The organism is Streptomyces sp. R41, assembly GCF_041053055.1.
In the GTDB taxonomy this organism is placed as follows: Bacteria; Actinomycetota; Actinomycetes; order Streptomycetales; family Streptomycetaceae; genus Streptomyces.
Genome location: NZ_CP163443.1, coordinates 5,656,602 through 5,683,229, shown reverse-complemented (window position 1 = coordinate 5,683,229; position 26,628 = coordinate 5,656,602). Strand labels below are relative to the sequence as shown.

Genomic DNA, 26,628 nt, shown 5'->3' with positions numbered 1-26,628 from the left:
GACGGCAGGCCTGCGGCGGGCCGGTGGGCTCCGCCCTCGGGCGGTCGCGCGAGCCACTACCAGGGTTCGAGCCACTACTGACGATCGAGCCCTGACCGCGAAGGTGCGGGCGATGTTCCAGGCGAAGGCACGAGCGATGGTCCGGGCGATGTAACCCACCCAGACGCCCCATATCGCCCGATTCGCCCGATCCGCTTAGCGTGGGGCCATGATCGCCCCCATGCCCAAGGACCTACCCGACCTCCCCGCGATACCGGGTATCCCCCCGCCGCCCCCCTCCGTCGTCCCCGCGACAGCAGTGGTGGCCCCCACGCGCCGCCCGGTGGCGGCGACCTTCCGCATCCTCGTGGCCCTCGTGGCGGCGACGGGCGTGGCCATCGACCTGGTCCTGGGCAACCCGGTCCGCGTCCTCAGCTACTTCACGATCCAGAGCAATGCCCTCGTGGCCCTCGTCTTCACCGCCTCGGCCTGGCGCGCGTTGACGGCCCGCCGCCCCCTGCCCGGCGTTGTGACAGGCGGCACACTGCTCTACATCTCGATCACGGGCCTGGTCTACCACCTGATCCTGACGAACCAGTCCGGCGGCTTCTCGATGACGGATGACATCGCTCCGCTCACCGGCTGGCAGGCGGTGGCCAACCACCTCCTCCACACGGTGACGCCGATCGCGGTACTGGCCGACTGGCTCCTGCTGACCCGCCCGACCCCGCTCGCCGTACGAAACGCGGCCACCTGGGTCGTCTACCCCCTCGCCTACCTGGTCTTTTCCCTGGCTCGAGGGGCGATGATGTCCCCCGGCACCCCGATGCGCTACCTCTACCCCTTCGTGGACGTCGACCAGCACGGCTACGTCGGCATCCTCGGCAACGCGGCGATCCTCGGTGTGGCCTTCTACGCCCTCGCCCTCCTCGCCGTGGCCCTCGACCACCTGCGCCCCGACCCGGTCCGACGTCGCGTCCGATGCCCTGAAAACCGGATTTCGTCTCCGGCCACCAGTGGGCTAAAGTAAACGACGTCGCCGCGACAAGCAGCGACAATCGGGGTGTAGCGCAGCTTGGCAGCGCGCTTCGTTCGGGACGAAGAGGTCGTGGGTTCAAATCCCGCCACCCCGACGCTGGTCAAAGGCCCATTCGCGTGATCGCGAATGGGCCTTTGTCATGCCCGGGGGGCCAAACAGGGGGCCAAACGAGAACGGTCAAGCCCCGAGCGCGTCCGCCTCGGCATCTTCGGCGAAGATCTCGTCCATCGCTTCGGCCCCCTGAGTGATCACGGGACGGAGCTGTTTCCGGTAGACCGCTTCCGTGGTCGTCTGACTACTGTGACCGACCAGTAGCGCGATCCGCTCCAGCGGGATGCCGTGGTCCGAGAGCAGAGACACGAAGCTGTGTCGCAGCTCCCGCGGAGTCCACTCTGGCTCCAGTCCGGCCTTCTTCACGATGGCTTTGAAGTCGCGTCGGACGTTGGCGGCATCGAGCGGCTCGCCGCTCCGGGTCGTGAAGACACGGCCGATGGGGCTCCACTCCTTCCCCTTCGATGCCCGTTCCTGCATCTGCCATCTCAGGTGCTCTTCGAGTACGTCGACCACCTGCTTCGGCAGAGCGATGGTCCTACGGCTCTTCCGTGTCTTGGTGTCGCCGTGCTTGCGCACCGATCGCCAAACAGCGACGTGGGGCGGGACGCCATCGTGCGGAGACAGGTAGACGTGATCCCACGTGAGGGGGCGTGCCTCCTCCGTGCGAACACCGCTGAGAAGCGAGAGCACGAGATACGCGTACAGCCGCGATCCGCGCGCCGCGGCAAGAACAGCCTTCGCCTGCTCCAAGTTCAGCGCCTTGCTCGGACGACCGGGTCGCCCCTCCGGCACGGTCACCAGAAGCGCGACGTTCCGCACAGCCTTGTCCCTGCGCTGAGCGTGCGCGATGGAGCGACGCAGCACGGCGAGCAGGTCCCGAAGGCTCCGTGTCGCGAGCCACTCGGCCCTGTCGTCCAACCAGTCGTCGACGTCGTCCGCGCTGAGGTCCCTCAGCTTGGCCTTGCCGATCAGCGGAATCAGGTGCTTGTCCGCCATCGTGCGGTTCTTGCTGACGGTCTTCTCATCGCGCCCCTTCAGGCCGCGTTCGAGCCAGTCGTTCACCGCTTCGGCCACGGTGTAGTTCGCGGGCGACTTGACGCCTGTCTGTACCTCCTTCTTCAAGTCCCGGATCTTCGTGCGGACCTCGGTCTTTGTCTTGCCGTACACCTTCGGCCGACGGCGCTTGCCGTTCGGGGCGTGCCCCAGGGATACGGCTCCCACGTAGCGGTTCTTCGCCGCGTCCCAATAGATCGTGTCCTCGCCGTGGCCTGCCCTACGGGAGCGCTTCGGGGTCTCGGTCATGCTGCGTTGTGCCTCCAAGAAGCAGGGCCGCGCCCTGATGGGTGCGGCCCTGCTGAGATGGGTGGTGGGGAGTTCAAGCGGTGGCCTCTGCCTCGCGCTTGAGGAGTTCGACGTACTGCGCGATGTACTCGGGGGGCACGAGTCGACGACGACCGATGCGAACGGTCTGGAGTCGTCCGAGGCGTATCTCCTCGTAGACCATCGAGCGGCCGATCCTGAGAGCTTTGGCCGCCTCTTCGGGCCTGTAGAGGAGTTGTTCAGCAGGTGCAGTGGCGGTGCTCATGCGGCGGTGCCTCCTCGGCAGGGAGTCGGGGGCGGTGACCCCCTTCCTGTCAGGTCCGCTACTTCCGCTACCTCCGCTACCGCCCTGGTCAGGGGCATGATCGAGGTAGCGGATAGGGGTAGCGGTAGCGGATAAGTCCGCTACCGGCCCGGGCGAGGTGGCCGCGGGCGGTAGCGGATGGGGCAGGTGCGACGCTTGGATGAGGGCATGCCGACCAGCGACGACTACGCGAGAACCAGTGCCCGATTGACGACTTACGGCTGTCTGGCAGGACTGGCACTTGCTCTGATCGCTGTTTTTGGCTTCCCTCTGTGGTTCTTCCTGGCGTCCTAATTCGGCTCCCGCTACCCGCCCCAGGCCTGGTGGCGTGGGGCAGGTAGCGGATGAGGCGGTGCGGGTAGCGGATAAATCCGGGCTTGCCGCTACCTTTTTTAGGCCTCTGACCTGCGCGGTAGCGGAGGTAGCGGAAGTAGCGGACTCTCAGGGGGTGGGGGGCAGTACCGGTCCCAGGCGTCGTGCAGGTCCGCGGCGTAGTAGCCCTTCATCACGCTGCCACCGGTCTTGATGTTCCGCGCCGCTACCGGGGTGTTGTCCGCGGTCATGTACTCGCGCAGCATCCGCGCGAGCCCGCGGGCATCGAGGGGCTTGCCGCTCATGTCGGCCCACGGGGCCTCTTCGAGGCTGTGGAGGCGGTCAAGGACGGCGACGGTGGGCAGGCGGTCGATGCCGTTGAACACGTAGTCCCGCAGGTCTGTCAGGAGCCGGATGCCGATGCTGCCCTTGTCCCCGACTTTGGCGGCGTTGACCAGTTCCACGCATGCCGTGCGGGCCCGCTCCGGCCACTCTCCTCCGGCTGCGTCGGCGACCGTGATGAGCGGTTCCCAGACGTCCGCGGGCCGGTCGGTGACCTCCGGGGGCATGGTGGGGAACACTCCGTCGACCAGGTGGCGTACGGACTGTGCCCAGTCGGCGAGCCGGTCGCGCAGGGCGTTGCCTTCCTTTTCGTGGATGCGCTGCCGGTAGGGCTCCACGTATTCGTTCCTCGCGCGGCGGCGCATGCGGACGATGACGGAGCGGGTCAGGATCGTGTCCGGCAGCGAGCCGAGCCCTGCCATGGCGACGGCGCAGTAGGAGGGGAATTCCTGCACTTGCTGGTTGGCTCCGTCGCCGACGCAGCGCCACATGCCAACTCCGCGGCGGTGTCCGGCGTTCAGGAATCCGCGCAGGGGTTCGTTGTCTCCGGCCTTGGGCCCGAACACGGTGTCCACCTCGTCGAAGAGGATCGTGGGACGGGTCTCCAGGGTCGACACGGCGCGGAAGAGCACCGACGCGGACGCGTTGGCCGCAACGAGCGGCTTGGGCACCAGAGTTTCGATGATCTCCAGCGCGCGGGACTTTCCCGAGCCGGGCTCGGGCGAGAGGAACGCGATCCTCGGTGTGGCGTCGAAGCAGTCGAGCAGGTGCGCGTGCGCGTTCCATAGCGTCACGGCGACGTAGGCCGCTTCGAGGGGGAAGACGTTGAAGCGCCGGTGGAACGCTTCGACTTCGTCGAGCAGGGCGGAGCCGTCGGTGGGGTGTGCCGGCGGTTTGGTGCTCATGCCGCGGCCCTCCCTTCCTGGGTGGTGCGGAGCGGGCAGTTCGTGCGGTGGGCGGTGTGGTCGTCGATCAGGGCCAGCACCTTGCGGTGGCCCACGGCGCTGCGGTCCCAGCCACACAGACAGCGCGATGTGGCCGTGGGAATCGCACTCTGGGGCGCGCTGATGTGGAGCCAGGCGACCGGATAGCGGCCATCTCCCTGCTGCACGTCAGGACGAAGAGCTGAAGTGACGCCTTCGGCGGCGCCCTTCGGCTCGCCCATGGCCGGACCGAGCGCGGCTCGTGCGGCGGCGCGCGGGCCGCAGGAAGTGGCGGGAAGGCTCTTCAGTAGGGGGCGGGGAGGGGCGCTCATGCGGCCCTCCGCTGCTGATTGCGGGCAATCGACCAGTTCAGACCGCTGCGAATGGTCGCCTCACAGGACCGCGGCGAGAGACCGGCCTGCTCCCCCGCCCACTGAAGAGCCTCCTCAACTCGCTCCCTGGGGAGGTCGCCCCACGCGATGAACCGCCCCAGGGCTCGCGCCGCCCGCAGCAACGTGGCGTTGCGCTCGCCCTCCGGGGCTTGCCGTACGGATGCGGTTTCCGCGTTCAGGCCTGCTGCGGCGTAGCTGGACGCCTGCACGGATGACGGTGCAGCCGTCAGTGCCCGAGAAGCCTGACGGACCGTCAGGCGGGCGTACAGCCAATCCGGCAGTGGGATGGGCGGGGTGTCGTCGACGATCGCATAGGCGCCCGTGGGGGTGATGCTGCCGGGGGCGACGACGTAGCCGCCCCAGGCGCGGGTGTCGATGCGCTTGCCGAGCCGTCCGGCCGTGTTGCCGAGCCGGACTCCGGGCGGGGCGGTGAAGTACAGGTGGACTCCGCCGCTCGCGGTCCGCACGGTGCGCGTGGTGGGGACGGCCTGTCCGGCGCGCTCGCAGAGCGCACGAAAGGTCGTCACGCCGGAAGGCGTGTCCGCGTTGCTCTTGCGCTTGGGCATGTCGAGGTCGACGACGACCAACCCGGATGGGCCGGTCGCAATGCCGATGTTGAACGGCAAGTCACCCCAGGCGCGGCGGATGCGGTCCGGATCGATGGTGGCGCGCTCTTCCCACTTACGGTGACCGCCTGCGCAGTCGCCGATGCCGGGGCAGACGTCTTCACCGTGCAGGGCCGGGCGCTTGTCGCCGGGGCGCAGCGGGAGGACGGCCCATCCCCGCTCCGCAGCGTCCAGGGCGGCGTATAGGAGGTGGTTGTTCATGCCGCCACCCCTCGTGTGCTCGATGGGGTGGCGTGGGCTGGACGGCCCTCGCCGATTGACGCTCGTTGGGTCATGCTGGAGGTCTCCTGTTCTGAGAGGGACACGGAGAACCGGGGCGGGCGCAGGCTTGTGGTGAGACGGCGCCCGCCCTGGGCGTATCTAGTGGTCGATGGAGAGTGCGTAGTGCCGCTGGTTGCGCGGGCCGCGCTCGATGAGCACCCCGCGCCGGGCGAGTGCCTTGAGGTCGGCTCGCGCGGTCGTCCTCTTCGGGGCTATGCCGAGGCGGCTGTAGAGGCGCAGAGCACCACTGGTGGTGATCTGTCGCCGCGGGTTGCGGCGTGCTTCCGCGAGCAGTGCATCGACGCGCCAGCTTTGGTTGGCGCTCATCAGTCACGCTCCTTGCTGCTGTCGACGCCGGGGAGTTCGGGAAGGCCTGCGGCTGTGAGGGCCTTGGGGTCGAAGCCGGGCAGGGCGGCGCGGGCGGTGAGTGCGGCGGCGAGGGATTCGGCGTACGCAGCGCCGGTACGGGCCACTTCAATCTGTGTGGTGCCGCGGATGGTCTCCACACGCTCCACATGGGTGCGTTCCTCGCGCCGCTCGCTCACGTGTCGCTCGTGGGCGACGCGCTCGCGGCGGTCGGTACGCCAGTAGCGGGCGGCGAGCCCGTAGGCGCCCGCGGTGGCCACCGACCACAGCAGTAGGGGCAGCGGCAGTCCGTCGGCGTATCCGGCGACTCCGGCGAAGGCGAGCGCCCCGGATGCGGCGAACGCGGTCCCCGCGATTGTGCTGTCTCCGGCGTGGCCGACGCTCGCGCACGCCCCGGCTCCCGCGGCACCGAGGGACAGCACGGTCATCAACACCGCGTTGCCGAGGGAGTGTTCGGCGCCGTTGGCGTTCCAGATCCGGGCCAGCGCCAGCACGGTCGTGGTGGCGAGTGCCGGCGCAGCCTTGGGGGTGATGTGGGCGAGCCAGTGGCGCGCCACGATCTGTTCGCTCATGTCTGGCCTCACAGGTCCGGGAGCGCGGCAACGAGGGCGCTCATCAGGGCGTTGACGGTGTCGGCGGCGCCGGTAGAGGCGAGGTAGAAGCCGAACATCGCGGCGACGAACGCGGAGCCTGCACCGAGGGTCTTGGAGCGCAGGAGCAGGGCGAGCAGGAAGCCGAAGAACAGGACCAGGGAGATGGTCACGGCCATGCCGGAAGTCTCCTTTCCGGGCTAGTCGGGGGTGCCTGCGCGGTAGATCCGCGAGGCGCGGTTGTAGAGCCAGCGGCCGACGCGTATCCGCTTGCCGGTGGCCTGGCAGCGGCGGCAGTCCTTGCCGCGCTTCATGCGGCCCTTGCGGTCGGTCTTCATGGCGAAGCCCCAGCCGTTGCACTTGCGGCAGGGCCCGAACGGCGAGGCAGCACAGACAGCGACGTAACACAACGTCACGCCGAGCAGCAGGGTGATAGCGAGCAGGGCAGGGGTCATGACGGGCCCTCCGGGGCGGTTTCAGGGGTTTCCGCAGGTGGGCCGCTATCCGCTAGCGGCCTGATCAGGGCTGGTTTGGGGCGCTAGCGGGGCCGCTAACGTTAGCGGGGTGTGCCGCTAGCGCTAGCGGCCCCGGGATCTCAGCCCGCGTCCCGCTTCCCGTCACGCTCCGCAATCGCCGAGGTGATGTGGGAGCGGTCGATGCCGCGCCGGTTGACGACCTTGCCCTCCACCCGGCGCCCCACCTGGATCGTGGAGATGCCATGCGGCTTGAGCGCCGCGGTGAGCGCCTCGGGCTCCCATCCCTCGTAGACCTCGGGCCGCAGCTCGGCGAGCCGGGCGACGACAGTCTCGGACCAGACCTTGGGCTCCTTGGCCTGGACGACGGCGAGGATGTCGGCGAGCAGGTCGTACGCGCTCGCCGTGACTTCCGGCTCCTCCCCGAGCGCGTGCCCGGAGAGGGTGCCTGCGATCTCGCGGAGCTTGCGGGCCCGCGCGCCGATGGCTTCGGCGCCGCGGCCGTCGATGTAGACGGAGCGCACGATCCGCGCGTCGGAGCCTTCACCCACGAAGTAGTGGATGCCCTTGTCGCCCCAAGCGAACATGGTCGCCCGCACGCCCCGCTTGTAGGCGGACGTGCCCAGCACCATGTCGTTCTCCAGCTGGCCCATGACCTTCAGGCACCAGCGGGCCGACGCGTTCGCGGAGATGCCCGTGGGCAGCGCCTTCGCATCCGGCCGCTGCGTGGCGAGCAGCAGCACGATGCCGGTGGCGGGACCCCGCTTGACCAGGTCGGTTGCGATCTCCTCGAACTCGTCCTTGTGCTTGGGGTGTTCAAAGAGAACCTGGCACTCGTCCACCCCGATCACGACCGGATGCAGCCCCAGCGAGCGCTTGTCGGCGAGTTCGCTGGTCACCTTCGACTCCGGGCAGATGTCCCGCGGCAGCGAGCGGATCACCTTGGTGCGCCGGCGCAGTTCCTCGCGCAGCGCCCGGAAGTCGTTCAGGCAGTACTCGATGGCGTCGTCGTCATCGCCCGCGGCGTGCCGGTGCGAGACGGCGTTGCCGACCGGGTCCAGGTCGCCGGTGCCCTTCATGTCGTAGGTGTGCAGCTCCGCCCGCGGGTCCAGCGCCGCGATGAGCAGGAGCAGGCGGAGCAGGAACGTCTTGCCCATCCGCGGGATCGCGCCGATGATCCCCGCGATGTACATGAGCGTCGCGGTCACCCATCGTCCGCGCTGATCGGTGCCGTACGCGACGGGCTTGAACAAGTCCACGCTGCCCGAGGTGAGCAGCGGCCACTTGGGCTGCTTGGCCCTGGACATGTCCTGATCGCCGACCCACAGCACCAGGTGCCCGGTGTGCTCATCCGGTACCGCCTCGGGCCACACGCAGCCCAGCGGGCGGCGCAGACCGGAAGCGAGACGGTCGCGCCGCTCGATGACGTCCGTGACGGTCACGCCGTAGGGAAGGTTCCCCTCGGCCCGCCAGCCCGGACCATCCCGGGTGATCGGGGCGGTGAACTCGAACCCGTCCCGCCCCTTGGCCTGCGCCTGGTTGATGGCGGGGATCCCGAGCGAGCCGAGCGCCCGCAGCACGATGTCACTGGTGAGCTTGACCGCCTTGGGCAGCTCCACAGCCCTGTGGATAACCGGGTCATCCGCCTTACCTCCGGCGACCCCGAGCGCCATCGTGACCGCGCCGACCGAGAGGGCTTGCAGCCAGTCGGGGGCGAGGACGTAGATGGCGAGCGCGGAGCCGAGCCCGATGAACATCGCCAGCACGGCCACCAGGGTGCGCAGTCGGACCCGACCGTCGCGCTGCCGCGACAGTTTCAGGTACTCGGCCGCATCCTCACGGCGGACGGCGGCGAGACGGACCGGTTCGCCCTCGCGGTCGGCCACCCATCGCAGTGTGCCTCCCACGAACTTCGCCGCACCGGAGGGCGCTTGGAGGGTGAGGCGGGCGGCGTAGACCGGGGAGCGCAGCGCGTGATAGCCGACCGAGTGCGCGTAGTGCCGCGCCACCCATCCGGTAGCGGTCTTCAGCTCCGCGACCGACTGAAGCCAGATGGGGACGACCGGGCGTCGCTGCGCGGCGAGCAGCCGACCCAGGTAGCCCGGACCGGTCGCCTTCACGGCCGACTGGTCGACCATCACGCGGGCGGTCGGGTCGCCCGACTCAGCGCGAAACGGGCCGAAGTCTCCGCTGCCCTGCGAGTCGGTCACGTAGATCGTGCCGTCGCCCGACTCGGTCGGGTTGGAGTCGGGCGACTCGGTGCGGGCCGATCGGGCCTTGTCGAGGTCGACTACCTCGCCCCCGGAGTCGGTGCCCATCTCTGCTTCGAGTCGGTTGAAGAGTTCGTTCTCGTCGTCGGGGTGCTTCACTGAAACTTCCTTCCAAATGCGGGAGGGAAGCGGGGTCCGGCCGTCGCTGTAGGAGGTGGGCGGACGGACCCCGCGCGAACGTGGGTGGACGGTCAGAGCTGGATGCGGGTGGCCTGGAAGCGGGCCACGGCACCGTGGAAGCCCTGCATCGTGAGCTGGTCGGTGGCCTCGAAGTAGGCGTCAGCCTTCTGGTAGCTGTCCGGGCCGGTGACGATCCCGGACACCGGGCGCCAGAGACGGCCGACCAGGACCAGCGCGGACCAGTGGAAAGCGACGGTGTGCACCGGAGTCGGGGTCGGGTTCGTCATGGCGGAACTCCTTCGAGTCGGTGGAGTGTTCAGGCGGCGCACTGTTCGTCGGGGTAGGCGCAGGGCACGCACATGCCGAGCGAGGTGGGGATGACGTATCCGGCGTCCGTGCGGCAGGCGGGGCAGGTACGGCGGGCGCGCATCGCTTTGGCGAGCGCCGCCCGCTTGCCCGGAGTCATCGGCCGGACGGGCTTGGCGCGGTCGATGCGGTAGAGGTAGGCGACCAGCGGGCCGCACCGGTAGCGCGGGCGCAGCACCTGCGCCGCGATCGGCTGGCCACCGGGACGCAGGCCGCGGGCGCGCAGTTGGCGGCGTGTGGCGAGCCCGTCGGGGGCGTAGCGCCACGGGTAGGTGGGGATACCGAAGCGGGCGCCGTTCGGGTCGAAGCACTTGCCGAATGCCGCGGGCATCACGGAACGACATGCAGTGCAGGGCCCTGGGCACGCTCAGCCTTCAACGCGTCGCGCAGCTTGCGGGCGTTGCCGGCCGAGCAGTGCACCGCAGTGCGCACGGACTCCGCGTTCAGCTCCGCGTATGTCCACTGTGCGGTGATCGCGCGCGCCTCGATGAGCAGGTCCTCGAAGGTGCGCTGCACCTTGCCTGCGGCCTTGGTGTTGGTGCGTCGGCGCGGGCGCGGCGTGGCCGCGGGCGGTTGTGCCGGCGCATTGCCTGCCGGGTTCGGCGCGGGCGTCGCCTGCTCGTTGGCGGGGGCGAGTTCGCCCATGCGCAGCATCACGCGCTCGCGCCGCGGGGTCTTCGAGCGCCACCGCCATCCGTGCTGCTCGCGCAGGTCTGCACGGGCCAACTGCCGTTCCTTCTCCAGCGAGAGTGCGGCGGTGTAGGAGGTGACCTCCCACAGCGTCATGCGGCGCCACAGCGCGAACGTGGAGGGGAAGGCGAGCAGCCAGCGGGAAACCCGGATCTTCTCCATACGGCGACCGGTGGCCGCGCCGATCCTCACGGCGTAGATGTGCGCGCCGATCTCGGAGAACACCACCCACAGCAGCGGCATCGTGCCGTGCGCGACCTTTGCCGACAGGGAGTGTCCGGCCGCGATGTTCAGGCCGCAGGTGATGAGCGTGAGCGCCCAGGGCACGAACCGCACCCAGGCGAGCGCCATGTCCATCCGGATCAACAGCAGGTTGGCGACGGTGAACACCGGGATGGCCACGTCGATACCGACGGGCAGCATCCACGGCGAGGCGAAGCCCCAACGCAGCGCGGCAGCGGACACCGCGTCGAACGAGGAGATCAGACCGAGCGCGCCGACTGCGGCCGCGGCAAGCGCGCCGACTCCGGCGAGGCCCAGTTCCGGGCGAGTCAGTGGCGGCACCCCAGGCGGGGGCGCCTGCGAGGCGGGGGTGGTGGCAGTCATGCCGCCACCACCCTGCGTGCGTTGCGGCGGCGCCGGACGGGGCGGACCAGCGGGATGACATCGAACAGGTCCGGGTTCTCCTCGATGACTACCGCGGCGATGCGGATCAGGTCGTCGGGAAGGTTCGGGTGATCGGCGAGGATGTCGCGCGCCGCGTCCTCGCGTGCCGCGCGCTCTTCGTTTGTCTCGCCCTCGACCCCGAGCCACAACTCAACCGGGGTACCGAGCGCCAGTTCCGCGAAGTCCTCGGCAGAGATGGCCTGTTGGCGGCCGATGTACGCACGCATGAATGTCTCCTGAAGTGGGAGGGACACGGAGAACCGGAGAGCCGCAGGCGTGTTGGTGAGACGGCAGCTACTCCGGAAGAACCCAGGCCGCGAGCGCGACGAGGTGAGTGCCCCGAGCGGGATTCGATCCCGCGCCCTCACGGCCGGATACCGGGGCTGCATGGCGGCTCAGCGGCACGGACGGCCGTTGAGCCGATGCATTCGAGATGTGCGCGGGGAACTTGCTCCGCGCGGGCCGCCCACTTACTGGCAGAGGCGGGGCGGGTTTACCTCAGGCACGCTGTTGAGTTCTCAAGGAACAACCAGTCCGGGGCCCGAGGCGAGCGGCCTAAGGCCGCCTTCCTGCCGAGCTATCCCGTTCCGGCGTGAGTTCAGATTGACCTATGTCAATCTGAACTGTCAAGAGGATCCGGCGAAGGATCAGAGATTGACCTAGGTCCGGCTACTCTCGAAGCCATGGACCAGAGCCCCGAAGCGCCCAAGCAGATGCCCACGGCCAAGGAGATCGCGGCGGAGTACCGCGAGAAGATCACGGGCCCCGACCGGGAGTACGCCCCGGGCGACCAGCTCCCGGCAGCCCGCAAGCTCGCCAAGGAGCTCGGCGTGCAGCTCATGACCGTTCAGAGTGCGTTCGGTCAGCTCCGCGATGAGGGGTTGGTTCTCACTCAGCAGGGCCGTGGGACGTTCGTCCGCGACCCTTCCGTACCCCTCGGCACCGAGCCGGGAAGTAGCCCGGCGTTCACTGCCCTGGCGGCAGAGCTCAGCACGATTCACGACGCCCTCCATTCGCTCGGCGAGCGTCTGGATCGGCTTGAGCGGCTGGTGGGCAACGAGACTCCACCATCGCCGTGAGATCGTCCGCACGCCTCAGCAGTCGCTCGACCTTGACGCGCGCCTCGCTCAAACTCGCTTTGATCAAAGCGAGTTCAGCAGGAGTCATGCCTTCCAGCTCGCCGCTTCGCTCATTGATCCCTGACATGCCAATGAGCATGTGGCCGCGAACGGCAGAGGACCCGGACAGACTGTCCGGGTCCTCTTTCCTTGCAGATCAGAAGGGTTGACGACTCGTCATCGAGTGACTTCGTCCACTGCGTCCAACACCGCTTCCCAGGGGAGTTCGCGCCCTGCCGGCGCTTCCCGCGGTTCGTACAGTGGCCACACGTCCGGGCCGTAGACGATGTGCACGCCTCCCGCCCGGAGAGTCTCGATGTGGCGCTGCCATGCCGGGTGACGAGCGTGCGCCGCGTTCACCCGCGGGAAGACGACGACGGGCAGATCGAGGGTGCCGATGGCTTCGCCCACTTGCGTCAGTGCCTGGTTGTCCATCAGGCCCGTCGCAAGCTTGGCCACCATGTTCGCCGACGCGGGGGCGACCACGTAGCAGTCAACCGGGGGATGCGGGCGGACGTCGCCGGGCAATCGCGGCTCATCACGCACGGGAAGACCGGTCAGCTTCTCCAGCCGCTCAACCTCGCCGCTCAGCCGCAGCCACTGACCCGCGGTCGGCGTCAGCGTCACGGCCACTTGCCATCCACGGTCCATGGCGGGCTCAACCAGACCGGTGCGCAGGACTTCCACTCCTCCTGCAGCGGACCCGACGACCCCGAGCACACCACGCTTGCCTGAACTCACTGCACCGCCCTGCACCGTTGAGCCATCACGAACACATCGGACGAACGCGAGGCGCCGGTGACGGGTGACTGTTTGATCAGGTCCCTCAGCGTCTCGCGCACCCTCGGATTGTTGCGTACGAGCTGCGGCGACGTGCGCTCAGCAGTTCGCAGCTCGGCGAACGCCTCGTCGCCTTGTCCGGCGAGGGACAGGGCGCGCGCGAAGTCGATTCGGTGCGACACGCTCCGCTCCTGCGGCATGTGGTCGACGTTGATCCGCCCGTGCTCCACCACGTACGACACGTTGTCGAGGTCCAGCTCAACGGACAGGCGGTGAAGCAGGACGTTCGTGGGCCCAAAGCCGGTCTGCCAGTAGTTCTCGTCCGACCCGAGGTCATCCGCGAGTTCTTCGGCTCGGTCCAATAGGCCCGTTGCGGTAGGACGGTCCTGGTGACGCGCTGCGGCAACGGCGGCCCGCAGGTGGATCATCCCAAGCAGGCTGAGCGCTGCGGGGTCATTGTCGCCCACCTGGGACGACAACCACGCGGCGGCCGTGTTGCCCACCTCCAGGGCGTCGTCATAGCGCCCGTTGGCCAACAGTGCGTGCGTGCCGGACCGTGCAGCCGACGCCAGCACGAGAGGATCGTCGGACTCGTCAGCGGCCCGCATCGCGCGTTCGGCAGCAAGCCACGAGATGTCCGACTCGCCGATCTTCGCCAGTGTCGTTGCTGCCAGATGGTGCGTACGAGCCGACACCGCCCAGCAGTCGCTACGGTCATCGCCGCGGCGGGCGGCTCGCTCCTCCAGCTCCTGTGCAGTCTGGAGGAGCGCAGGAAGAGCGGCGATGACGCTGCCGAGTCGCCCTGCCTGGTAGTCGTTCCACGCGTGCTCCACACGTACGGCCACAGGGGCGGGCGTCGGGAGCTGAGTCTCCGCTTCAGGGCCAAAGAGCAGGCGCGAGAGTCGCCGCGGACTCATGAGCGCGTCGCGTACGGCCGGAACGTCGTCCTGCTGCTTCTCGTCCTCCACGAGCACGGTCTGCCCCAACAGGTCACCGAGAGGCACACGCAGGATGCGCGACAGTTCCGCGAGCATGTCGATACGCGGCGGCTTCCTGCGGCCAGTCTCGATCTTCGCCAGCCAGTCAGTGCTACGGCCGACCAGTCCAGCCAGGACCTCTTGCGTGTAGCCGCGGCGCTTCCGGTAGAACGCGATTCGTTCGCCGATGCTGAGGTGATCTCCAAGACCACGCATTGCGTGCTGCCTCCTGATCGAAGGGGCCTGCTTCACCGTACAGAGCAGGGCGCCGACCGGGACAGATGGCCTCCCCCAGCCTGCTGGTGCCCTGAGTGTGAGAGGCCCGATGGGACGCGGCCCGGACAGACAGTCAGGGTCCGTTGTACGACCACGCGACGTCGCCGCGGGCAGGGGGCCGTGCGCTCCCCCTTGTGACCGTCAGCGATAGGTGGCCAGTGCCGCTCGAAACCCCCAGGCGAGCGGAGAGTGGTCAGCCGCAGTTGGCCATGTTGAGCAGCGTTAGTTGGCCAACTGCGGCTGCGTTGCCTCGTTCGGCCGACAGCGGTGGCTAGTGGTCATCAGTCGCGGTGTCATGACAGCGCGACCCGCGCTTGGAAGCGGATACGCGGCGGGCTGCGCCCTTCAGCAGGCGAGCCCGTGCAAGTCAACCTTGGAAGGTGGAGACAGCAATGCAGTACGCCCAAGGAGATCGCGTGCAGTACAAGGGGCAGGACAAGCAGAAGCACACGGGACAGATCCAGGGTGTCCGGGGGCAGGAACCCAATGTGAAGTACACCGTCCGCGACGAGCAGACTCAGACGGAAGAGCAGATCGAGGAGAGGCAGATCGACCGGACGCTGTAACAGCATCCTGATGCGTCGCCCACCCGCGAGGTGGGCGACGCATCGGTGTGGGGGGATTGCTGCTTAGCAGTGCAGCATCCGGCTCCCCTCATGAGCGCCCGAAACGGGATCATGTGGCCAAATAGGCTGCCAGTGGCCACCTATCGCTGGAGGTCACGCCCTGTCAAGGCCAGGGCACGCATTACTGCGCCCCACACGACAACCTTTGTTTTGGCGCCATGCCTCATCAGGCTTCCAAAGACTGGTTGGCATCATTGGCCCCTACGCCGAATGGTCGAGCGGCCTCATGGACAGCCTCGGCCCTAGAACAGGACGACCAAACCTGCATGTGCCGGCCAGTGCACCAGAGCGGCGCTAAAGCAGTCCCTAAGCGGCCGCGGGGAATTGGAAGTCCAGTCTGGCCTTGGTGCTTCGAAGCATCATGAAAGTGTTTACGTAGGTGACCCCCATGGCCTGACATGCGTCAGGTATGAGAACGCGCTTCCTTGCCTCTGGCCGCGGCTGTTCGTGAGTTACCAGCGTATGGCTATGCGCAATTGCGTAGGCAACCAAGAAGAAATCTGCCGTGTTGGTCAAGAACTCCGTGAGTGCAGCCGCTGTGTAGTGCCGAGATTGTGCCCACGCTGTCAGCGGGCCGAAGTGTGAAGTGGCAGCCGTATCAACGGGGCGGAAGAAGTCGGGATGGTTTCGCGCCCACGTGGCGAGTTCATCGCCGCCCTCAAGTAGCTCGTCCCGTACGGGTTCCACGCTGCAAGCGATACCGTTGGTGTGGGCGTAGTCGAGCCATGCCCAGAATCCAGGCGCTATATCGAAGGCATAGTAGCGATTCTTCGCCTCGATGAGTACGTTGGAGTCAACCAGGTACATCAAGCGGCTCCGATTTTTTCGGCCAGATTCTGGAAAGTCTCATGCTTCTTCGTGCCTAGCAGATGATAGGCATCCCTGAAGGGCGTCCCTCCCTCAAGGGTGTCGGTGATAACTGCACGCGCAAATTGACGACTCAAACGGAGGGGATGCGTATTATAGAAGTCACCGCCAGACGCCCCTTCCCCGGATTTCATTGCCGCAATTACCCTGCGGCGTTCAGCCGCGTACCGCTGCTGATAATCGTCCCACACAAGGAAACGGGCGTCATAGAGTCGCTTCAGAACCACAAGAGTACTGACGCGGTACCGGCGAGCAAGGCGCTCCAATTCGGTAATAGTGGGCTCACCGCGATAGTCGTCGCGAATTACTTTCAAGGGCACTAGAACTTCTGCTGCTACGCGGTTACACCAGAGCTCAGCCTCATTGTCTGCCTTGCTCGCCATGAGGGCATCAGAAAGCGCGCTCTCGCCCAGCCAAATATGGCATAGCTCATGAACCATCGTGAAGATCTGAGCCGCTTTAGTATCCGCTCCATTAATGAAAATCAAGGGAGCAACAGGGTCTGCTAGAGCGAACCCACGGAACTCTTCCGGATTTAGCTTGCGGTGCGTGTCAGCCCCCACAACGCCGTTAACCATGACGAGGACGCCGAGACTCTCGATCCGGTCGATTAGCCGACGTAGCGCCTCTTGCCACGAAGTAAACGATGCCCGCTCTGGGATACCGAAGCGCAGCATTTGCCGTACCTTGGCAGCCACTTCGTTGGGATTGCTAGAGGTACGCGCGGAACCCACGAATTCCAAACGGGGATAACCGTGCGTGCTCGCGTAATCTCGGTACCATTCCTGCCGCGACTGACAAGAGTAAATTGTGTCTAGCAGGTCAACAGACGGACGAACTATGGCCCGATTGCCCAGCGTTCGCATATCGGGGATCGGTACCGACTCCTCTGGGGGCTGGGGGAGAAACAGCAGCCCGATCGGTGCATGCGTCGCATGGGCGAAATTCTCCAACTGCTTCAGCGTGGGGCGCGTACTTCCGTCGAGCCAGCCTTCGAAGTGCGGGGCACGCCTAGCAATCGTCTCCTCCGACCAAGCAGCCCGCTCCACCGCCCAGCGCAACAGCGCAGGCTCCACATGGACACGAACAGACACGTAACCCACCTCCCCCACGACGATAGGTTAGAGACGTAAGTGGATGCTTGCGAACTCCACGTTCAGTCACGGATCGGTCACTGTCGTACGTGTCTCTCTGCCCAGTTGCCTTACTTGGCATGCGGACTGGCCGGCAGTCGTCGCACAGGTACGGCCGGAGCCTGGGTGAGCTGAGAGAGCGCGTCTGCGGCGCTCTCTTTCCGTCCGCAGGCTCGGAGCTGGCCCCGACTGTCCCTGACCCTGGCCACCTATCGCTGCACGTCGCAGGAGCCTCCTCTGATCCTGGCCTCAAAAATCGAACATATGCTTGAATCGCAGCCATGGTGCACACGACGTTTCCGCTCGACTTGATCCAGGCTCAGCGCGACTGGAACCGCACCTACGCGGCGCTTGAGCGCCGACCGCTCGAAACGGCCGTGCTGCGTCGTAGGTTGCAGCAACTCTCCGCTCGGCTCGCCTCTCATCCGTTTTGGGAGACGAGAGCCGGCCGGTCGCCTGCGGCCAAGGTCGAGCTGCGTCGACGGGTCCGGGAGCTGGAGCAGGCGGAGGGCTGCCTCACGGAACGGCAGGAGCGCATCCTGGAGTGCATCAGGGACTGGGTAGCCGAACATGGCGAGGCCCCCTCGATGCGGGAGATCGGCGATTGCGTGGGACTGTCGAGCACGGCGTCAGTCGGGTACCAGCTCGACAGGATGGAAGAGCTCGGTGTCATCGTTCGCGGCCCGAGCCGCGGCAGGGGGAGGGGAATTGCCCTGCGCTGGTGACCGTCGAGCGGCACCTCAGCAACGTTGGGCATGGTCTCAATCGCGGTCTCGATTGATGCTCGCTCCGGGGTGGTCCGCTGAAGTCCGGGAGACCGGCTGACCAGGCACGCGAGCCGGGCGATGGACGTCCAGGGATGCCCTTAGATCAAGATCGGACAACTCGTAATGCGTAGGTGGTCGGCTAGCGGTGCCTGGCCGTGCCGACCGAAGCCAAGCGTGCAGCGAGGCGGGGCCAGACAGGGGCCATACGGCGTGAACAACCGGGGACGGTTCTGGACGTTCATGGACGGTGACCACGGCCAACTCCCGGGCCAGCGAAGCGATTGGGAAGGTCAGGCAGACCGGTGATCGCATTCGATGCGAGGGGAACGACGGCGAGGCATCCGGCTAGGCGACCGAAGATGGCTTTGCTCATACTCGTAGTACGACGAAGCCATCTGCCGCCATCCTAGGACCAGTTGCTGTGCTGAGTCTGGCAAGGAGGCCGACCATGAATTGGTGGGAGGCGTGCTTATGGGGGCTCGCAGGCTCCGCCGCAGTTGAGGCGCTAGAGCTCTACCGAGCGATCCAGCGCGTTAAAGGCTTCCCGTGGAAGATGCCCGGCGAGATCCCCTTGAGCCCCTACGCCGTCGCTGTGATCATCCGCAACGGCCTGGGAGCGGGTCTAGCCGCAGCATTCGGCACTTCAGGGCAGATCGCGGGTCCACTCGGCGCGATCGCGGTCGGTGTAGCCGCACCGAAGATAGTGGAACAACTCCTGCGTCAAGGGCTGGCCCACCCGACCGTGGAACCCATGTCGGCACCCGTACCCGCCATGGCTCCCCCGCCAGCCGACACACCTGCTCCAGTAGAACCGGTTCCGTCAAATGCTCCTACCGGGCAGCCTGGAACCGCAATCGAAGGGGAAGCCGGTGTCGCCTAAGTCCTTCATGGAGCAGGTGCGCATCTCACTCGCTCGTGAGACCGATGCCTTTCGCCCCGCTGCTCGGCCCGTGTGCGAGCGGAGCTTCTGGAGCCAACTAGTCGCCGCGCTGGCCCGCATGCCGGCAGTCGTCATGCCCACCGAAGCAGTGAGCCCGCCGCCGCAGGCTGCGCCCCCTGCCCCTCCAAGCGAGCACACGGAGGTCAGAAAGAGCCCCGGCCAGCCTGTGGACACCACACACAAAGAGCCTCCGGCGCCACACACTGACTCAGAGTGTTCACATGGTTCTCCCGGCTTCCGGCCAGCCCCGAAGACTTCCGCCCTGCTGTCCGCGCCGGATAGTCCTACTACGTCTCCTCCCCCTCCAGTTCCGGATGCTCCTCGCACCCGTGAGACTCCCCAGGCCGATCCAGCCCAGGACGGCGTGACGGGGCTGAGGCTGGCTGACGTAACAGCTCGCTGGAAGTCCATATCTCCACAAGATCGGCTCCGACGTCGCGACGACCTTCTGGAAGTCGCAGATGAACTGAAGGCCGCCGCCGCAGCCTTCGACCCCGCCCTCGCCCTCGACCTCGCCCTCGACCTCGCCCTCGACCGCGCCCGCGCCCTCGACCGCGCCCTCGACCTCGCCCGCGCCCTCGACCCCGCCCGCATCCGCGACCTCGACCTCGCCCGCGCTCTCAGCCGCGCCCTCGACCTCGCCCGCGCCCTCGACCTCGACCTCGACCTCGACCTTGCCGTCGATCTCGCCCGCGACCTCGCCCGCGACCTCGCCCGCGCCCGCGACCTCGACCTCGACCTCGCCCGCGGGCGCGACCTCAACCTCGCCCTCGCCCTCGCCCTCGCCCTCGCCGTCGACCTCGCCCGCGACCTCGACCTCACCCGCGACCTCGCCCGCGGGCGCGACCTCGACCCCGCCCGCGCCCTCGACCCCGCCCGCGTCCGCGACCTCGTCCGCGACCTCGCCCGCGCCCTCGACCCCGCCCGCATCCGCGACCTCGACCTCGCCCGCGACCTCAGTCGCGGGCGCGACCTCGACCGCGCCCGCGACCTCGCCCGCGCCCTCGCCCGCGGGCGCGGCCGCGACCTCGACCGCGCCCGCGACTTCATCGAAGCTCGTGACAACCTGACCGACGCGGCAAATAACTTCATTGGCGCCGACCTCACCACCGTGGACCCTGCTCCGGTCAACCTCGCAGGGATCCGTTGGGACAGCGACACACAGTGGCCCACCCCTGAGTGGACAGCTCGCATCCACAGAGCATCCGTGGAGAGCCCTCCTGGATCCGGGGTCTTCATCGTCCTACCTGAAGAAGGCCACAACTTCGCCGATCGCGATTCCCTGGCACCAATCTCATAAGACGGCACACCTAACGGTGCGACCACTGACATACGCCACCATCACTCGCTCACCTGGTAATTAGGCCCTGAACAGCTCGAATGCGATCTGAAGGTGCGAACTTCGGGGGGCCAAACAGGGGGCCAAACGCGGCAACCGCACCAAGACCGTCCCGGACGGTGATGGACAGCACCGGAGTCGAACGGTCAGGGTCAGTGCCTCCAGATCAAGGTCACGAGGGGCCTGATCGCGTTCGGGAGCAAGCGGTCTAGAAGTAAAGCCCGGACCGTCCAGCACCTACTGTGATGAGCATGCCGCGGCGGCCTTCACCGCGTTCACCAGATCGATGCAGGCGGCGCGGACCTGCCGGCCACGCCCCGCCGACCGCGTGGGCCGCAGCGAGTAGGGCCCCCGCACCTCTGCGGGCCGCTCACTGATGCTCTCCAACAGCTCCGTTAGCACACGGTCAACCACGCGACGGAGAGACTCGCTCAGTTGGCAATGAAGCAGGATCACCCCCGATCAAATCACCATACGGGCACCGGCCCGGCCCAGGTACGGGTCCTCCTCACCCGACTGCCACACGAAGTGGATGACGGCACGCCACAGAGACCACTCGGAGCGCAACCGGGGTCCGTTGGTGACCCGATCCATGGCGCAATCGCTAACGTCCAGTCAGGGTTGCAGGCCTCAGCAAGAGGTTGTCGATCTGCAATTTGGTGAGAGAAAACGACAGCTGTCCGACAGTCAGATTCCCTCGCCGCGTAACCTCGGAATCGGAATTCAAGGGCACGCGACTCCGTTCCACACCGGTCGACACTTCCGACCGTTGCCAGTTCCGCTTGGGAGCAGCGCGACCCCGGGGCTCGGGATGACGATCATTACTCCGTCAGATATCGCAAATTCAACTGAATTTGCAACCTGTTGCCGCTTACCGCACACAGTCGTACCGTTGATTCTGTGTTCTCATTCCGGCAGCCGGCCCACTCTCCCGAAATAGACATCACCCGTCTCTCGCCCTGGAGGCCGAAATGTCATCGAATAACTTCAGCGCACCCGTGCGGATAACCGTAGCAGATAGCTCAATTGCCCTGGCAGCACAGGCAAAAGGCACAGCAGTATCAGGCGTGAGCACAGACGGATACGGGGTCGAGGGGAAAGCTCACGGGACTGGAGTGGTCGGAGTAAGCGAAGCATGGATCGGCGTCTACGGGGAATCCGCGGGCGAAGACGGCGTACGGGGACAGGGCAAGGGGAACACCCGTGGAGTGACAGGACTTAGCGAAAGCGGCATCGGCGTCTATGCCGAGTCCGAAGGAGGCCAAGGCGTAGACGCCGTGCGGGGACTAGGCAAGAAGTACACCTGTGGAGTCGCGGGGCACAGCGAGTGGGGCATCGGCGTCTACGGGAAGGGCGGGCAGAGAGCCGCTTGGTTCGAAGGCGCGGTGGAGCTCAACGGCTATCTATACGGCAAAAATGCCACCCTCGGGACCGTGCAAGCGACAAGGGTCTACGAATCGGGAGGAGACTACGCCGAGACCTTTGCATCAGGAGACAACTTCGAGCCGGGGACTGTTCTCGTCATCGGAGACGACGGCCTGCTGACGTCATGCGACACGCAATACGACACGCGCGCAACCGGGGTTGTTTCAGGCGCTGGCGGCCTCACCCCAGGAAGCATCATGGAGAGTAACCCCGAATCCTCACATCACGTGACACTGGCACTCGCAGGGCAGGTCTACGTCAAGGCAGACCCCCAGTACGGAACCATCGCCGCCGGCGACCTCCTCACAACCTCACCCACCCAAGGATGCGCAATGCGCGTATCCGACCGCGGCCGTGCAGTCGGCGCAATTCTCGGAAAGGCCATGTCATCCCTGGAAGGCGAACCCGGACTCGTCCGCATGCTCGTGACACCAGCCTGATCCACACACCAACAGCCGCAGCGCACTGCCGCTGCAGACGCTCCAAGCCACCCACAAACATGCACGCGGCGGGCCCGGAGCGCCCGCTTCCAACGGCCCGGGCAGGCCGATCCCTGGGGGCCAAACAGGGGGCCAAACGGAGCGGACGAACAACGACTGACCCGAACTGACACGGGCGGTCCTGGACAGCGCACCCGCAGGTCAGCGCTCAGAATCAAAGGCATACAGGTTCTGATCGCGTTCGGGACGAAGAGGTCGTGGGTTCAAATCCCGCCACCCCGACAGTGAAGTACCAGGTCAGGGGTCTGATCCGCAGAGCGGATCGGGCCCCTGAGTGGTTTCCGAGGCCTCTGGGGAGAAATCTGGGAGAAGATCTTGGAACCTCTCCCCCAGGCGTTGCCTGACGGAGCTCCCGCAGACGCTCCTGCACGAGGGCGTGAGCACAACCGGCGGAGATGGTGAGGCACCTCGTCGGCCGACCATCAGCGTCGGCGGGGTACGGAACCCCTCCATGCGCGTCCTGGCCATGTCGCGCAGCCCGTGAGGTGCGAGCCCCTTCGCGGACTTCCCGCCGACACGCCAATCCAAAACGGCGCCGTCAACGTATTGAAAGGAGAGCCGCAACCCGGGGATACGCCCCGGTCGGCTGGTTTCCGTACAGCGGGGATCTTGGCTGCAAGACGTGCTCCTCGTATGTGCGAGGCGACGCCTGCGACCGCGCCGCTCCTCCCTTTCGGCTGCGGCTAACCATCTCGTGCCGCTGAGAGTTGCGCGAGACGATGGAGGAAAAGGTGCATCCATCATGCGAGCACAACGCGCGAGGCGTCTCGCCGCGGTGTCCGCGGCCGGCATTGTGATGGCCAGCGGCGCTGCGATCGGCACAGCAGGCACGGCCGCAGCAGCAGCCCCTGCCGTGCACACTCAAGTGACCACCAACTGGTGCGGCGACCGCGATGACTGGGGCGGACACTGCTCCGACCACCGCTTCGACCACCACAGGTTCCGCTTCGACCACCGCTTCGACCACCGCTTTGACCACCACCGCTTCTTCAACCACGGAAGTGTCGTGATCATCGTGCTATAGCAGGGGCGAAACTCTTCGCGCCGGCCGGCGGCTGTCTCGTCGATCAGCTCCAGCAGGTGCTGCCGGGCTGGTGCTGAGGTGTCGCAAGGAGGGCCGCCGCGCAGCAGCGCGGCGGCCCTCCTCCTGTCCCCTTCTACTTCTACGCCGTCGGCGCGTCAGCGGACGATGACCACCACGGGGACGTTGCTGTAGGGGTACCCGCCGAAGCCCCCGAACGGGTAGCCGTACCCGAACCCGCAGTACGGGCTGAAGCCGCGGTTGAAGCCCACACCGAACCGGCACCCGCCGTTGGCCTGGCTGCTGTGCGACAGCGACACGACGCCGTCCGTGGTGGCCGCGGCTGAGGCCGGGCTCGCAGCCGCTTCCACTCCCACGATTGCGCCGCCCGTGAGAAGGGCGGCGGCCAGGGTTCGCATGACCGGATTCCTGCGCATATTTCGGTCTCCTTTGCCCCGAGATGTCCGCACCCCTCCGGTTTCTCCCCTCACACCAGGTAACACCTGATCGGCGGAACGTACCACCCGAGCGCCTCACGGCCCCGTGGTTCCGCAACCACCACGACCGGAACTGACCTCGACCACCCCCGGTTGACCGGCTGTTTTGGCGACGGATCGTGCCGCCGGCAGGTTCAGGGCGTCCCGCGAGGGTGACCCGGGCTCGGCGGTATAGGTGAGGAGGCTCTACCAAGCCCACGCAACCCGCGAACTGGGCGGCGACCTGGCCGACGACGACACCACCGCCTGAAAGGCGGGCACGACCCAGTGGGCGGATCGGGCCTGACCTGGCGAGAGCGAGGTCCTCCCCGTCGGGGGTCTCCCCCAGCACGGAGCGCGTCTCGGCGATCTCGGACTCGGCGAGCTCGCGAGAGTGAGTCCGCCGATTCACGTGAGTGTCGGCGAGCCGCCCTCCGTCGGGGGTCTTCCCGGGCGGGGGCGTACCGCGATGCGGGGCTGGCGGCGCTGGGGTGCGTAGTGGATCAAGGTGGGAGACGGTACGCGGGGGTAGAGGCGGCCGTAGCGGGGGTAATTGGCGCGGACCGTGGCGATGCCGTTTTCGGTGGGGGCGAGGTAGGACTGGTCGCCGCGCTGGAGGAGGGTGACGTACTGGCGGATCTGGAGGGCGACGACGTCCTCGAAGGGTGCGTAGCGGGAGGTGCTGGCGAAGGAGATCCCCTCCATGCCGGTGTTGGCCAGCGTGACCATCAGACGCCACTGGCGGACGTTCATCGCTTCGGACAGGAAACGGGTCAGGTGCTTCGCGGCGGTCGGTGCCGCGTCCTTGATGAGGAGTTCGATGCGTGCGTGGGCGGCCCGTGCGCGCGTGGCGGCGGTCCTGTTCTGGGCATAGGCCTCGTCGACCTCCACGCGGGCGCGGTCGCGCAACAGGTCGCGGTACGCGTCGAGTTCGGCGTTGATGAGGCGGCAGGCGACCTGGGGTGGGCGTTGCAGGAGGGGGGCGATCTCCTGCAGGAGGGGTTCGTCCACGTCGACCACGGCCGGGGCGTGTTCCCGGTGGGCGCGCTGGAAGACGACGCGCAGATGCTCGGTCAGCTCGGTCTGCCGGGCGACCGCAGCGGGGTGGCGCAGCAGAGCGCGGTCGATGACGGCGGGGCTGACGTTGAAGACTCGGGCCAGGTTCATCCGGACGGTTCCGTCGTCCCGTACCGGAAGGAGCGCCTCCCGCTCGACGTTGGAGTAGCTGCTGCGGCTTATGCCGACGTGTTCGGCCGTCTCGGTCACCGTGAGGCCGGCCTGGCAGCGCAGCCCGTGGATGTCCGCCAGTGCGCGCTTCGTGCGCAACTCGCGGGCGGGGATGCCGAAGAGACCGCTCAGCTCGGCGATCCGCTGGGGGTCCGGCTTCGAGGTGTTGTTCTCGTACGCCAGGATGCGGCTCTTGGAGGTGCCCAGGCGCTTGGCGACGGCCGCCGCGCTGAGCAGTCTGCCCTCCACCGGACGTGTCAGCCGCGCGAAGCGCAGCGCCTCGCCGTCGAAGTCCGCGGTACCACGAGCCACTGACAACGACCCCTCTCGTCATCGCTTCAACAACCGCTACGGTACCGTTTAGGGACAGAATCGTGTCTAGCGATTCATCCGGGAGAGTGGTTCGACCACTTTTCGCAGCTCAATCCCTGTGTTGTGGTACCGCTTAGAGCTGAATTGGGTTCACGGCGTACGGCGCGAGCGAGAGGATTGAGCACAAGCGGGGAGGCTTTCCGGGGGGATCTCTATCGTGGGGACTGCCCCTGGAGCGCGTCGCTCCGCGACGGCTTACCGAAAGTGACCGTGGACCCGTGTCCGGCGGGAAACCTGAGCACGGGCCCACGTACCGGCTATTCGGTAACTGACGGCGGGTGAGGTCCCATCCTCATCCGCCGTTGCCGTACAGGTCGAGCAGCAGTCGGATCAGCCAATACAGGCACTCCCCGACCACGCGCACCCGACGCCTGCGCGACGCGCTACCGCGGTCCGGCTCTGCGGGGCCGCGCGAGCGAGAACCGTCGTCCTGATCCAGGGTTTCCGGGCCCGATGGGTCCGGATCATCCGGGTCAGGGGGGACGGCGTCGTCCCGGTCGCTTGGCCGCTCAGAGCTAGCCACGTACCTGCTCCTCTCTGTTGGGATCCGGGCCGAATGAACCCGCGCGGAGCCCACCGGAACCGGCACAGAGAAGAGCTAGGGAGAGACTACCGGGTGACGGGGCCCGAACCCGTATCGCTCATGTGGGTTAACGGTGGTTCGTCAAGAGGCTGGAGCCGCAACTACCGGGCTACGGAGCGCCAGTTCGGGTAGATGAGTCGACAATCGCGCGTGAGGGGCACCGGTTTCCTTCCATCTGAAGGACTGGCCGCTCAAGTGCTTTGCAAACGACGGCAGTTGTTACCCTCAGGTAAGGCGAAAAAAGAGTGAGCAACATCTGCAACGGATCACGACGCGGGCGGCCCGCCTCCGATTGCGATGTACCATCTTCCGCTCATCTGGAGCCAGTTGCCCTGATGCACCCCCGGCGTGCCGATACGGTGCCCGGTCACACACCGTCAGAAGAGGACGCGTCTCGTGGTGGGAGCGGCCGTACCCTGGCGGGCATGAGGCGGACCTCCTTCGCGAACTGGCCCTGTTCCATTGCCCGCACCATGGATCTGCTCGGGGACTGGTGGACGCCGCTCGTCCTGCGGGAGGCGTTCTATGACGTAAGGTGCTTCGACGCGTTCCAGCAGTCGCTGGGGATCGCGCGGAACACCCTGGCGGAGCGTCTGCGGCGGCTGGTGGACGAGGGGCTGCTGGAGAAGAAGCCGTATCAGAGCGAGCCGGTGCGGTACGAGTACCTGCTCACCGCCAAGGGGCGGGACTTCTTCGGCGTGCTGATGGCCATGAACGCCTGGGGCGACCGCTGGCTCGCCGGGGAAGAGGGCGCGCCGATCGTCTTCCGGCACGAGCGGTGCGGGCACGAGGGGCATGCCGAGGTGGTGTGTTCCTCGTGCGGCGAGGCGATGACCGCGGAGGACACCCGGCCGCGGCTCGGGCCCGGCTATCCGGCGCGGCTGGCCGAACGGGCCGAGGTGCGGGAGCGGTTCGGGTGCGATTCGGTGGGCGAGACGTCCTCTGCGGCCTCATAGCGGAGACATCCTCTACCGCCTCGTAGCGGAGACATCCTCTACGGCCCCGTGGCGGAGACGTCCTCTACGGGACCGTAGCGCGCGGCGGTTCGTGGGCGCTCACCGGCCTGCCCCTCTGGAACCACCCGTACCAGTACGGCAGTCTTCTCTTC

The 26,628-nt window shown here is 67.0% G+C and carries 28 protein-coding genes and 1 tRNA gene; 9 read left to right on the top strand and 20 right to left on the bottom strand.

What is annotated here, in order from left to right; all coding sequences use genetic code 11:
• The first annotated feature begins 208 nt into the window (after positions 1 to 208).
• Together AB5J53_RS26100 and AB5J53_RS26095 are read left to right on the top strand one after the other, a co-directional pair.
• On the top strand, positions 209 to 1,009 hold the full coding sequence (locus AB5J53_RS26100; protein ID WP_369248084.1) for a Pr6Pr family membrane protein: 801 nt from the start codon (positions 209 to 211) through the stop codon (positions 1,007 to 1,009).
• A gap of 29 nt (positions 1,010 to 1,038) precedes the next feature.
• Positions 1,039 to 1,112 (top strand) — tRNA-Pro (locus AB5J53_RS26095).
• Positions 1,113 to 1,195: 83 nt separating this feature from the next.
• On the opposite strand, the gene xerC is transcribed toward AB5J53_RS26095, so the two are convergent.
• The 14 genes from xerC to AB5J53_RS26025 form a co-directional block, all read right to left on the bottom strand.
• Positions 1,196 to 2,374: a tyrosine recombinase XerC gene (xerC, locus tag AB5J53_RS26090; protein WP_369248083.1), complete on the bottom strand. Its 1,179-nt coding sequence runs from the start codon at positions 2,372 to 2,374 to the stop codon at positions 1,196 to 1,198.
• 73 nt (positions 2,375 to 2,447) lie between these two features.
• Positions 2,448 to 2,657, bottom strand: coding sequence for a helix-turn-helix domain-containing protein (locus AB5J53_RS26085; RefSeq protein ID WP_266479907.1), 210 nt, complete (start codon positions 2,655 to 2,657; stop codon positions 2,448 to 2,450).
• A gap of 431 nt (positions 2,658 to 3,088) precedes the next feature.
• Positions 3,089 to 4,255, bottom strand: coding sequence for a DUF3631 domain-containing protein (locus AB5J53_RS26080; RefSeq protein ID WP_369248082.1), 1,167 nt, complete (start codon positions 4,253 to 4,255; stop codon positions 3,089 to 3,091).
• Positions 4,252 to 4,605 (bottom strand): hypothetical protein, encoded by a 354-nt coding sequence (locus AB5J53_RS26075; protein WP_369248081.1) that lies wholly within the window; start codon positions 4,603 to 4,605, stop codon positions 4,252 to 4,254. Before AB5J53_RS26075 ends, AB5J53_RS26080 begins: the two co-directional genes overlap by 4 nt.
• Entirely contained in the window at positions 4,602 to 5,492 is an 891-nt protein-coding gene (locus AB5J53_RS26070; RefSeq protein ID WP_369248080.1) for a bifunctional DNA primase/polymerase, read from the bottom strand. The genes AB5J53_RS26075 and AB5J53_RS26070 overlap by 4 nt, the downstream gene beginning before the upstream one ends.
• Before the next feature lie 159 nt (positions 5,493 to 5,651).
• A complete protein-coding gene (locus AB5J53_RS26065; RefSeq protein WP_369248079.1) occupies positions 5,652 to 5,879 on the bottom strand; it encodes a hypothetical protein in 228 nt (75 codons plus the stop codon).
• A complete protein-coding gene (locus AB5J53_RS26060; RefSeq protein ID WP_369248078.1) occupies positions 5,879 to 6,490 on the bottom strand; it encodes a hypothetical protein in 612 nt (203 codons plus the stop codon). Before AB5J53_RS26060 ends, AB5J53_RS26065 begins: the two co-directional genes overlap by 1 nt.
• A gap of 8 nt (positions 6,491 to 6,498) precedes the next feature.
• Positions 6,499 to 6,687 carry a hypothetical protein gene (locus AB5J53_RS26055; protein ID WP_369248077.1) on the bottom strand — a complete coding sequence of 63 codons (189 nt, stop codon included), beginning with the start codon at positions 6,685 to 6,687 and terminating at the stop codon, positions 6,499 to 6,501.
• A gap of 21 nt (positions 6,688 to 6,708) precedes the next feature.
• Entirely contained in the window at positions 6,709 to 6,963 is a 255-nt protein-coding gene (locus AB5J53_RS26050) for a hypothetical protein (RefSeq protein ID WP_369248076.1), read from the bottom strand.
• Positions 6,964 to 7,103: 140 nt separating this feature from the next.
• Complete coding sequence (locus AB5J53_RS26045) at positions 7,104 to 9,350, bottom strand: cell division protein FtsK (RefSeq protein ID WP_369248075.1); 2,247 nt, start codon at positions 9,348 to 9,350, stop codon at positions 7,104 to 7,106.
• Between the two features lie 92 nt (positions 9,351 to 9,442).
• On the bottom strand, positions 9,443 to 9,658 hold the full coding sequence (locus tag AB5J53_RS26040; RefSeq protein WP_369248074.1) for a hypothetical protein: 216 nt from the start codon (positions 9,656 to 9,658) through the stop codon (positions 9,443 to 9,445).
• Positions 9,659 to 9,687: 29 nt separating this feature from the next.
• The gene (locus AB5J53_RS26035; protein WP_369248073.1) at positions 9,688 to 10,068 is read right to left on the bottom strand and encodes an RRQRL motif-containing zinc-binding protein; all 381 of its coding nucleotides are present in this window, start codon (positions 10,066 to 10,068) and stop codon (positions 9,688 to 9,690) included.
• Positions 10,068 to 11,033, bottom strand: a complete 966-nt coding sequence (locus AB5J53_RS26030; protein ID WP_369248072.1) for a DUF2637 domain-containing protein — start codon at positions 11,031 to 11,033, stop codon at positions 10,068 to 10,070. Before AB5J53_RS26030 ends, AB5J53_RS26035 begins: the two co-directional genes overlap by 1 nt.
• Complete coding sequence (locus AB5J53_RS26025) at positions 11,030 to 11,320, bottom strand: hypothetical protein (RefSeq protein WP_369248071.1); 291 nt, start codon at positions 11,318 to 11,320, stop codon at positions 11,030 to 11,032. The genes AB5J53_RS26030 and AB5J53_RS26025 overlap by 4 nt, the downstream gene beginning before the upstream one ends.
• Before the next feature lie 456 nt (positions 11,321 to 11,776).
• Between AB5J53_RS26025 and AB5J53_RS26020 the strand changes: the two genes are divergently transcribed.
• On the top strand, positions 11,777 to 12,172 hold the full coding sequence (locus AB5J53_RS26020; RefSeq protein ID WP_369248070.1) for a GntR family transcriptional regulator: 396 nt from the start codon (positions 11,777 to 11,779) through the stop codon (positions 12,170 to 12,172).
• A gap of 216 nt (positions 12,173 to 12,388) precedes the next feature.
• Here AB5J53_RS26020 and AB5J53_RS26015 read toward each other — a convergent pair whose 3' ends face one another.
• Positions 12,389 to 12,898 carry a flavoprotein gene (locus AB5J53_RS26015; protein ID WP_369248069.1) on the bottom strand — a complete coding sequence of 170 codons (510 nt, stop codon included), beginning with the start codon at positions 12,896 to 12,898 and terminating at the stop codon, positions 12,389 to 12,391.
• Positions 12,899 to 12,948: 50 nt separating this feature from the next.
• Complete coding sequence (locus AB5J53_RS26010; protein ID WP_369248068.1) at positions 12,949 to 14,184, bottom strand: helix-turn-helix domain-containing protein; 1,236 nt, start codon at positions 14,182 to 14,184, stop codon at positions 12,949 to 12,951.
• A gap of 476 nt (positions 14,185 to 14,660) precedes the next feature.
• On the opposite strand from AB5J53_RS26010, the gene AB5J53_RS26005 reads away from it, so the two are divergent.
• Positions 14,661 to 14,810 (top strand): hypothetical protein, encoded by a 150-nt coding sequence (locus AB5J53_RS26005; protein ID WP_369248067.1) that lies wholly within the window; start codon positions 14,661 to 14,663, stop codon positions 14,808 to 14,810.
• Positions 14,811 to 15,176: 366 nt separating this feature from the next.
• Here AB5J53_RS26005 and AB5J53_RS26000 read toward each other — a convergent pair whose 3' ends face one another.
• Both AB5J53_RS26000 and AB5J53_RS25995 read right to left on the bottom strand, forming a co-directional pair.
• On the bottom strand, positions 15,177 to 15,677 hold the full coding sequence (locus AB5J53_RS26000) for a DUF4411 family protein (protein ID WP_369248066.1): 501 nt from the start codon (positions 15,675 to 15,677) through the stop codon (positions 15,177 to 15,179).
• The gene (locus AB5J53_RS25995) at positions 15,677 to 16,831 is read right to left on the bottom strand and encodes an ImmA/IrrE family metallo-endopeptidase (RefSeq protein ID WP_369248065.1); all 1,155 of its coding nucleotides are present in this window, start codon (positions 16,829 to 16,831) and stop codon (positions 15,677 to 15,679) included. Before AB5J53_RS25995 ends, AB5J53_RS26000 begins: the two co-directional genes overlap by 1 nt.
• A gap of 320 nt (positions 16,832 to 17,151) precedes the next feature.
• Here AB5J53_RS25995 and AB5J53_RS25990 point away from each other — a divergent pair, with 320 nt between their 5' ends.
• The 4 genes from AB5J53_RS25990 to AB5J53_RS25975 all read left to right on the top strand — a co-directional run bounded on the left by AB5J53_RS25990 (position 17,152) and on the right by AB5J53_RS25975 (position 22,865).
• A complete protein-coding gene (locus AB5J53_RS25990; protein ID WP_369248064.1) occupies positions 17,152 to 17,595 on the top strand; it encodes a LexA family protein in 444 nt (147 codons plus the stop codon).
• A 1,346-nt stretch (positions 17,596 to 18,941) separates the two neighbouring features.
• Positions 18,942 to 19,877 (top strand): hypothetical protein, encoded by a 936-nt coding sequence (locus tag AB5J53_RS25985; protein WP_369248063.1) that lies wholly within the window; start codon positions 18,942 to 18,944, stop codon positions 19,875 to 19,877.
• Positions 19,878 to 20,983: 1,106 nt separating this feature from the next.
• Positions 20,984 to 21,781, top strand: coding sequence for a hypothetical protein (locus tag AB5J53_RS25980; RefSeq protein ID WP_369248062.1), 798 nt, complete (start codon positions 20,984 to 20,986; stop codon positions 21,779 to 21,781).
• 802 nt (positions 21,782 to 22,583) lie between these two features.
• Positions 22,584 to 22,865 (top strand): hypothetical protein, encoded by a 282-nt coding sequence (locus tag AB5J53_RS25975; RefSeq protein ID WP_369248061.1) that lies wholly within the window; start codon positions 22,584 to 22,586, stop codon positions 22,863 to 22,865.
• Positions 22,866 to 23,020: 155 nt separating this feature from the next.
• Here AB5J53_RS25975 and AB5J53_RS25970 read toward each other — a convergent pair whose 3' ends face one another.
• Both AB5J53_RS25970 and AB5J53_RS25965 read right to left on the bottom strand, forming a co-directional pair.
• A complete protein-coding gene (locus AB5J53_RS25970; protein WP_369248060.1) occupies positions 23,021 to 23,299 on the bottom strand; it encodes a hypothetical protein in 279 nt (92 codons plus the stop codon).
• A 447-nt stretch (positions 23,300 to 23,746) separates the two neighbouring features.
• Positions 23,747 to 24,877, bottom strand: coding sequence for a helix-turn-helix transcriptional regulator (locus tag AB5J53_RS25965; protein ID WP_369248059.1), 1,131 nt, complete (start codon positions 24,875 to 24,877; stop codon positions 23,747 to 23,749).
• Positions 24,878 to 25,945: 1,068 nt separating this feature from the next.
• On the opposite strand from AB5J53_RS25965, the gene AB5J53_RS25960 reads away from it, so the two are divergent.
• Positions 25,946 to 26,476, top strand: a complete 531-nt coding sequence (locus tag AB5J53_RS25960) for a winged helix-turn-helix transcriptional regulator (RefSeq protein ID WP_369248058.1) — start codon at positions 25,946 to 25,948, stop codon at positions 26,474 to 26,476.
• Positions 26,477 to 26,628: the final 152 nt, after the last annotated feature.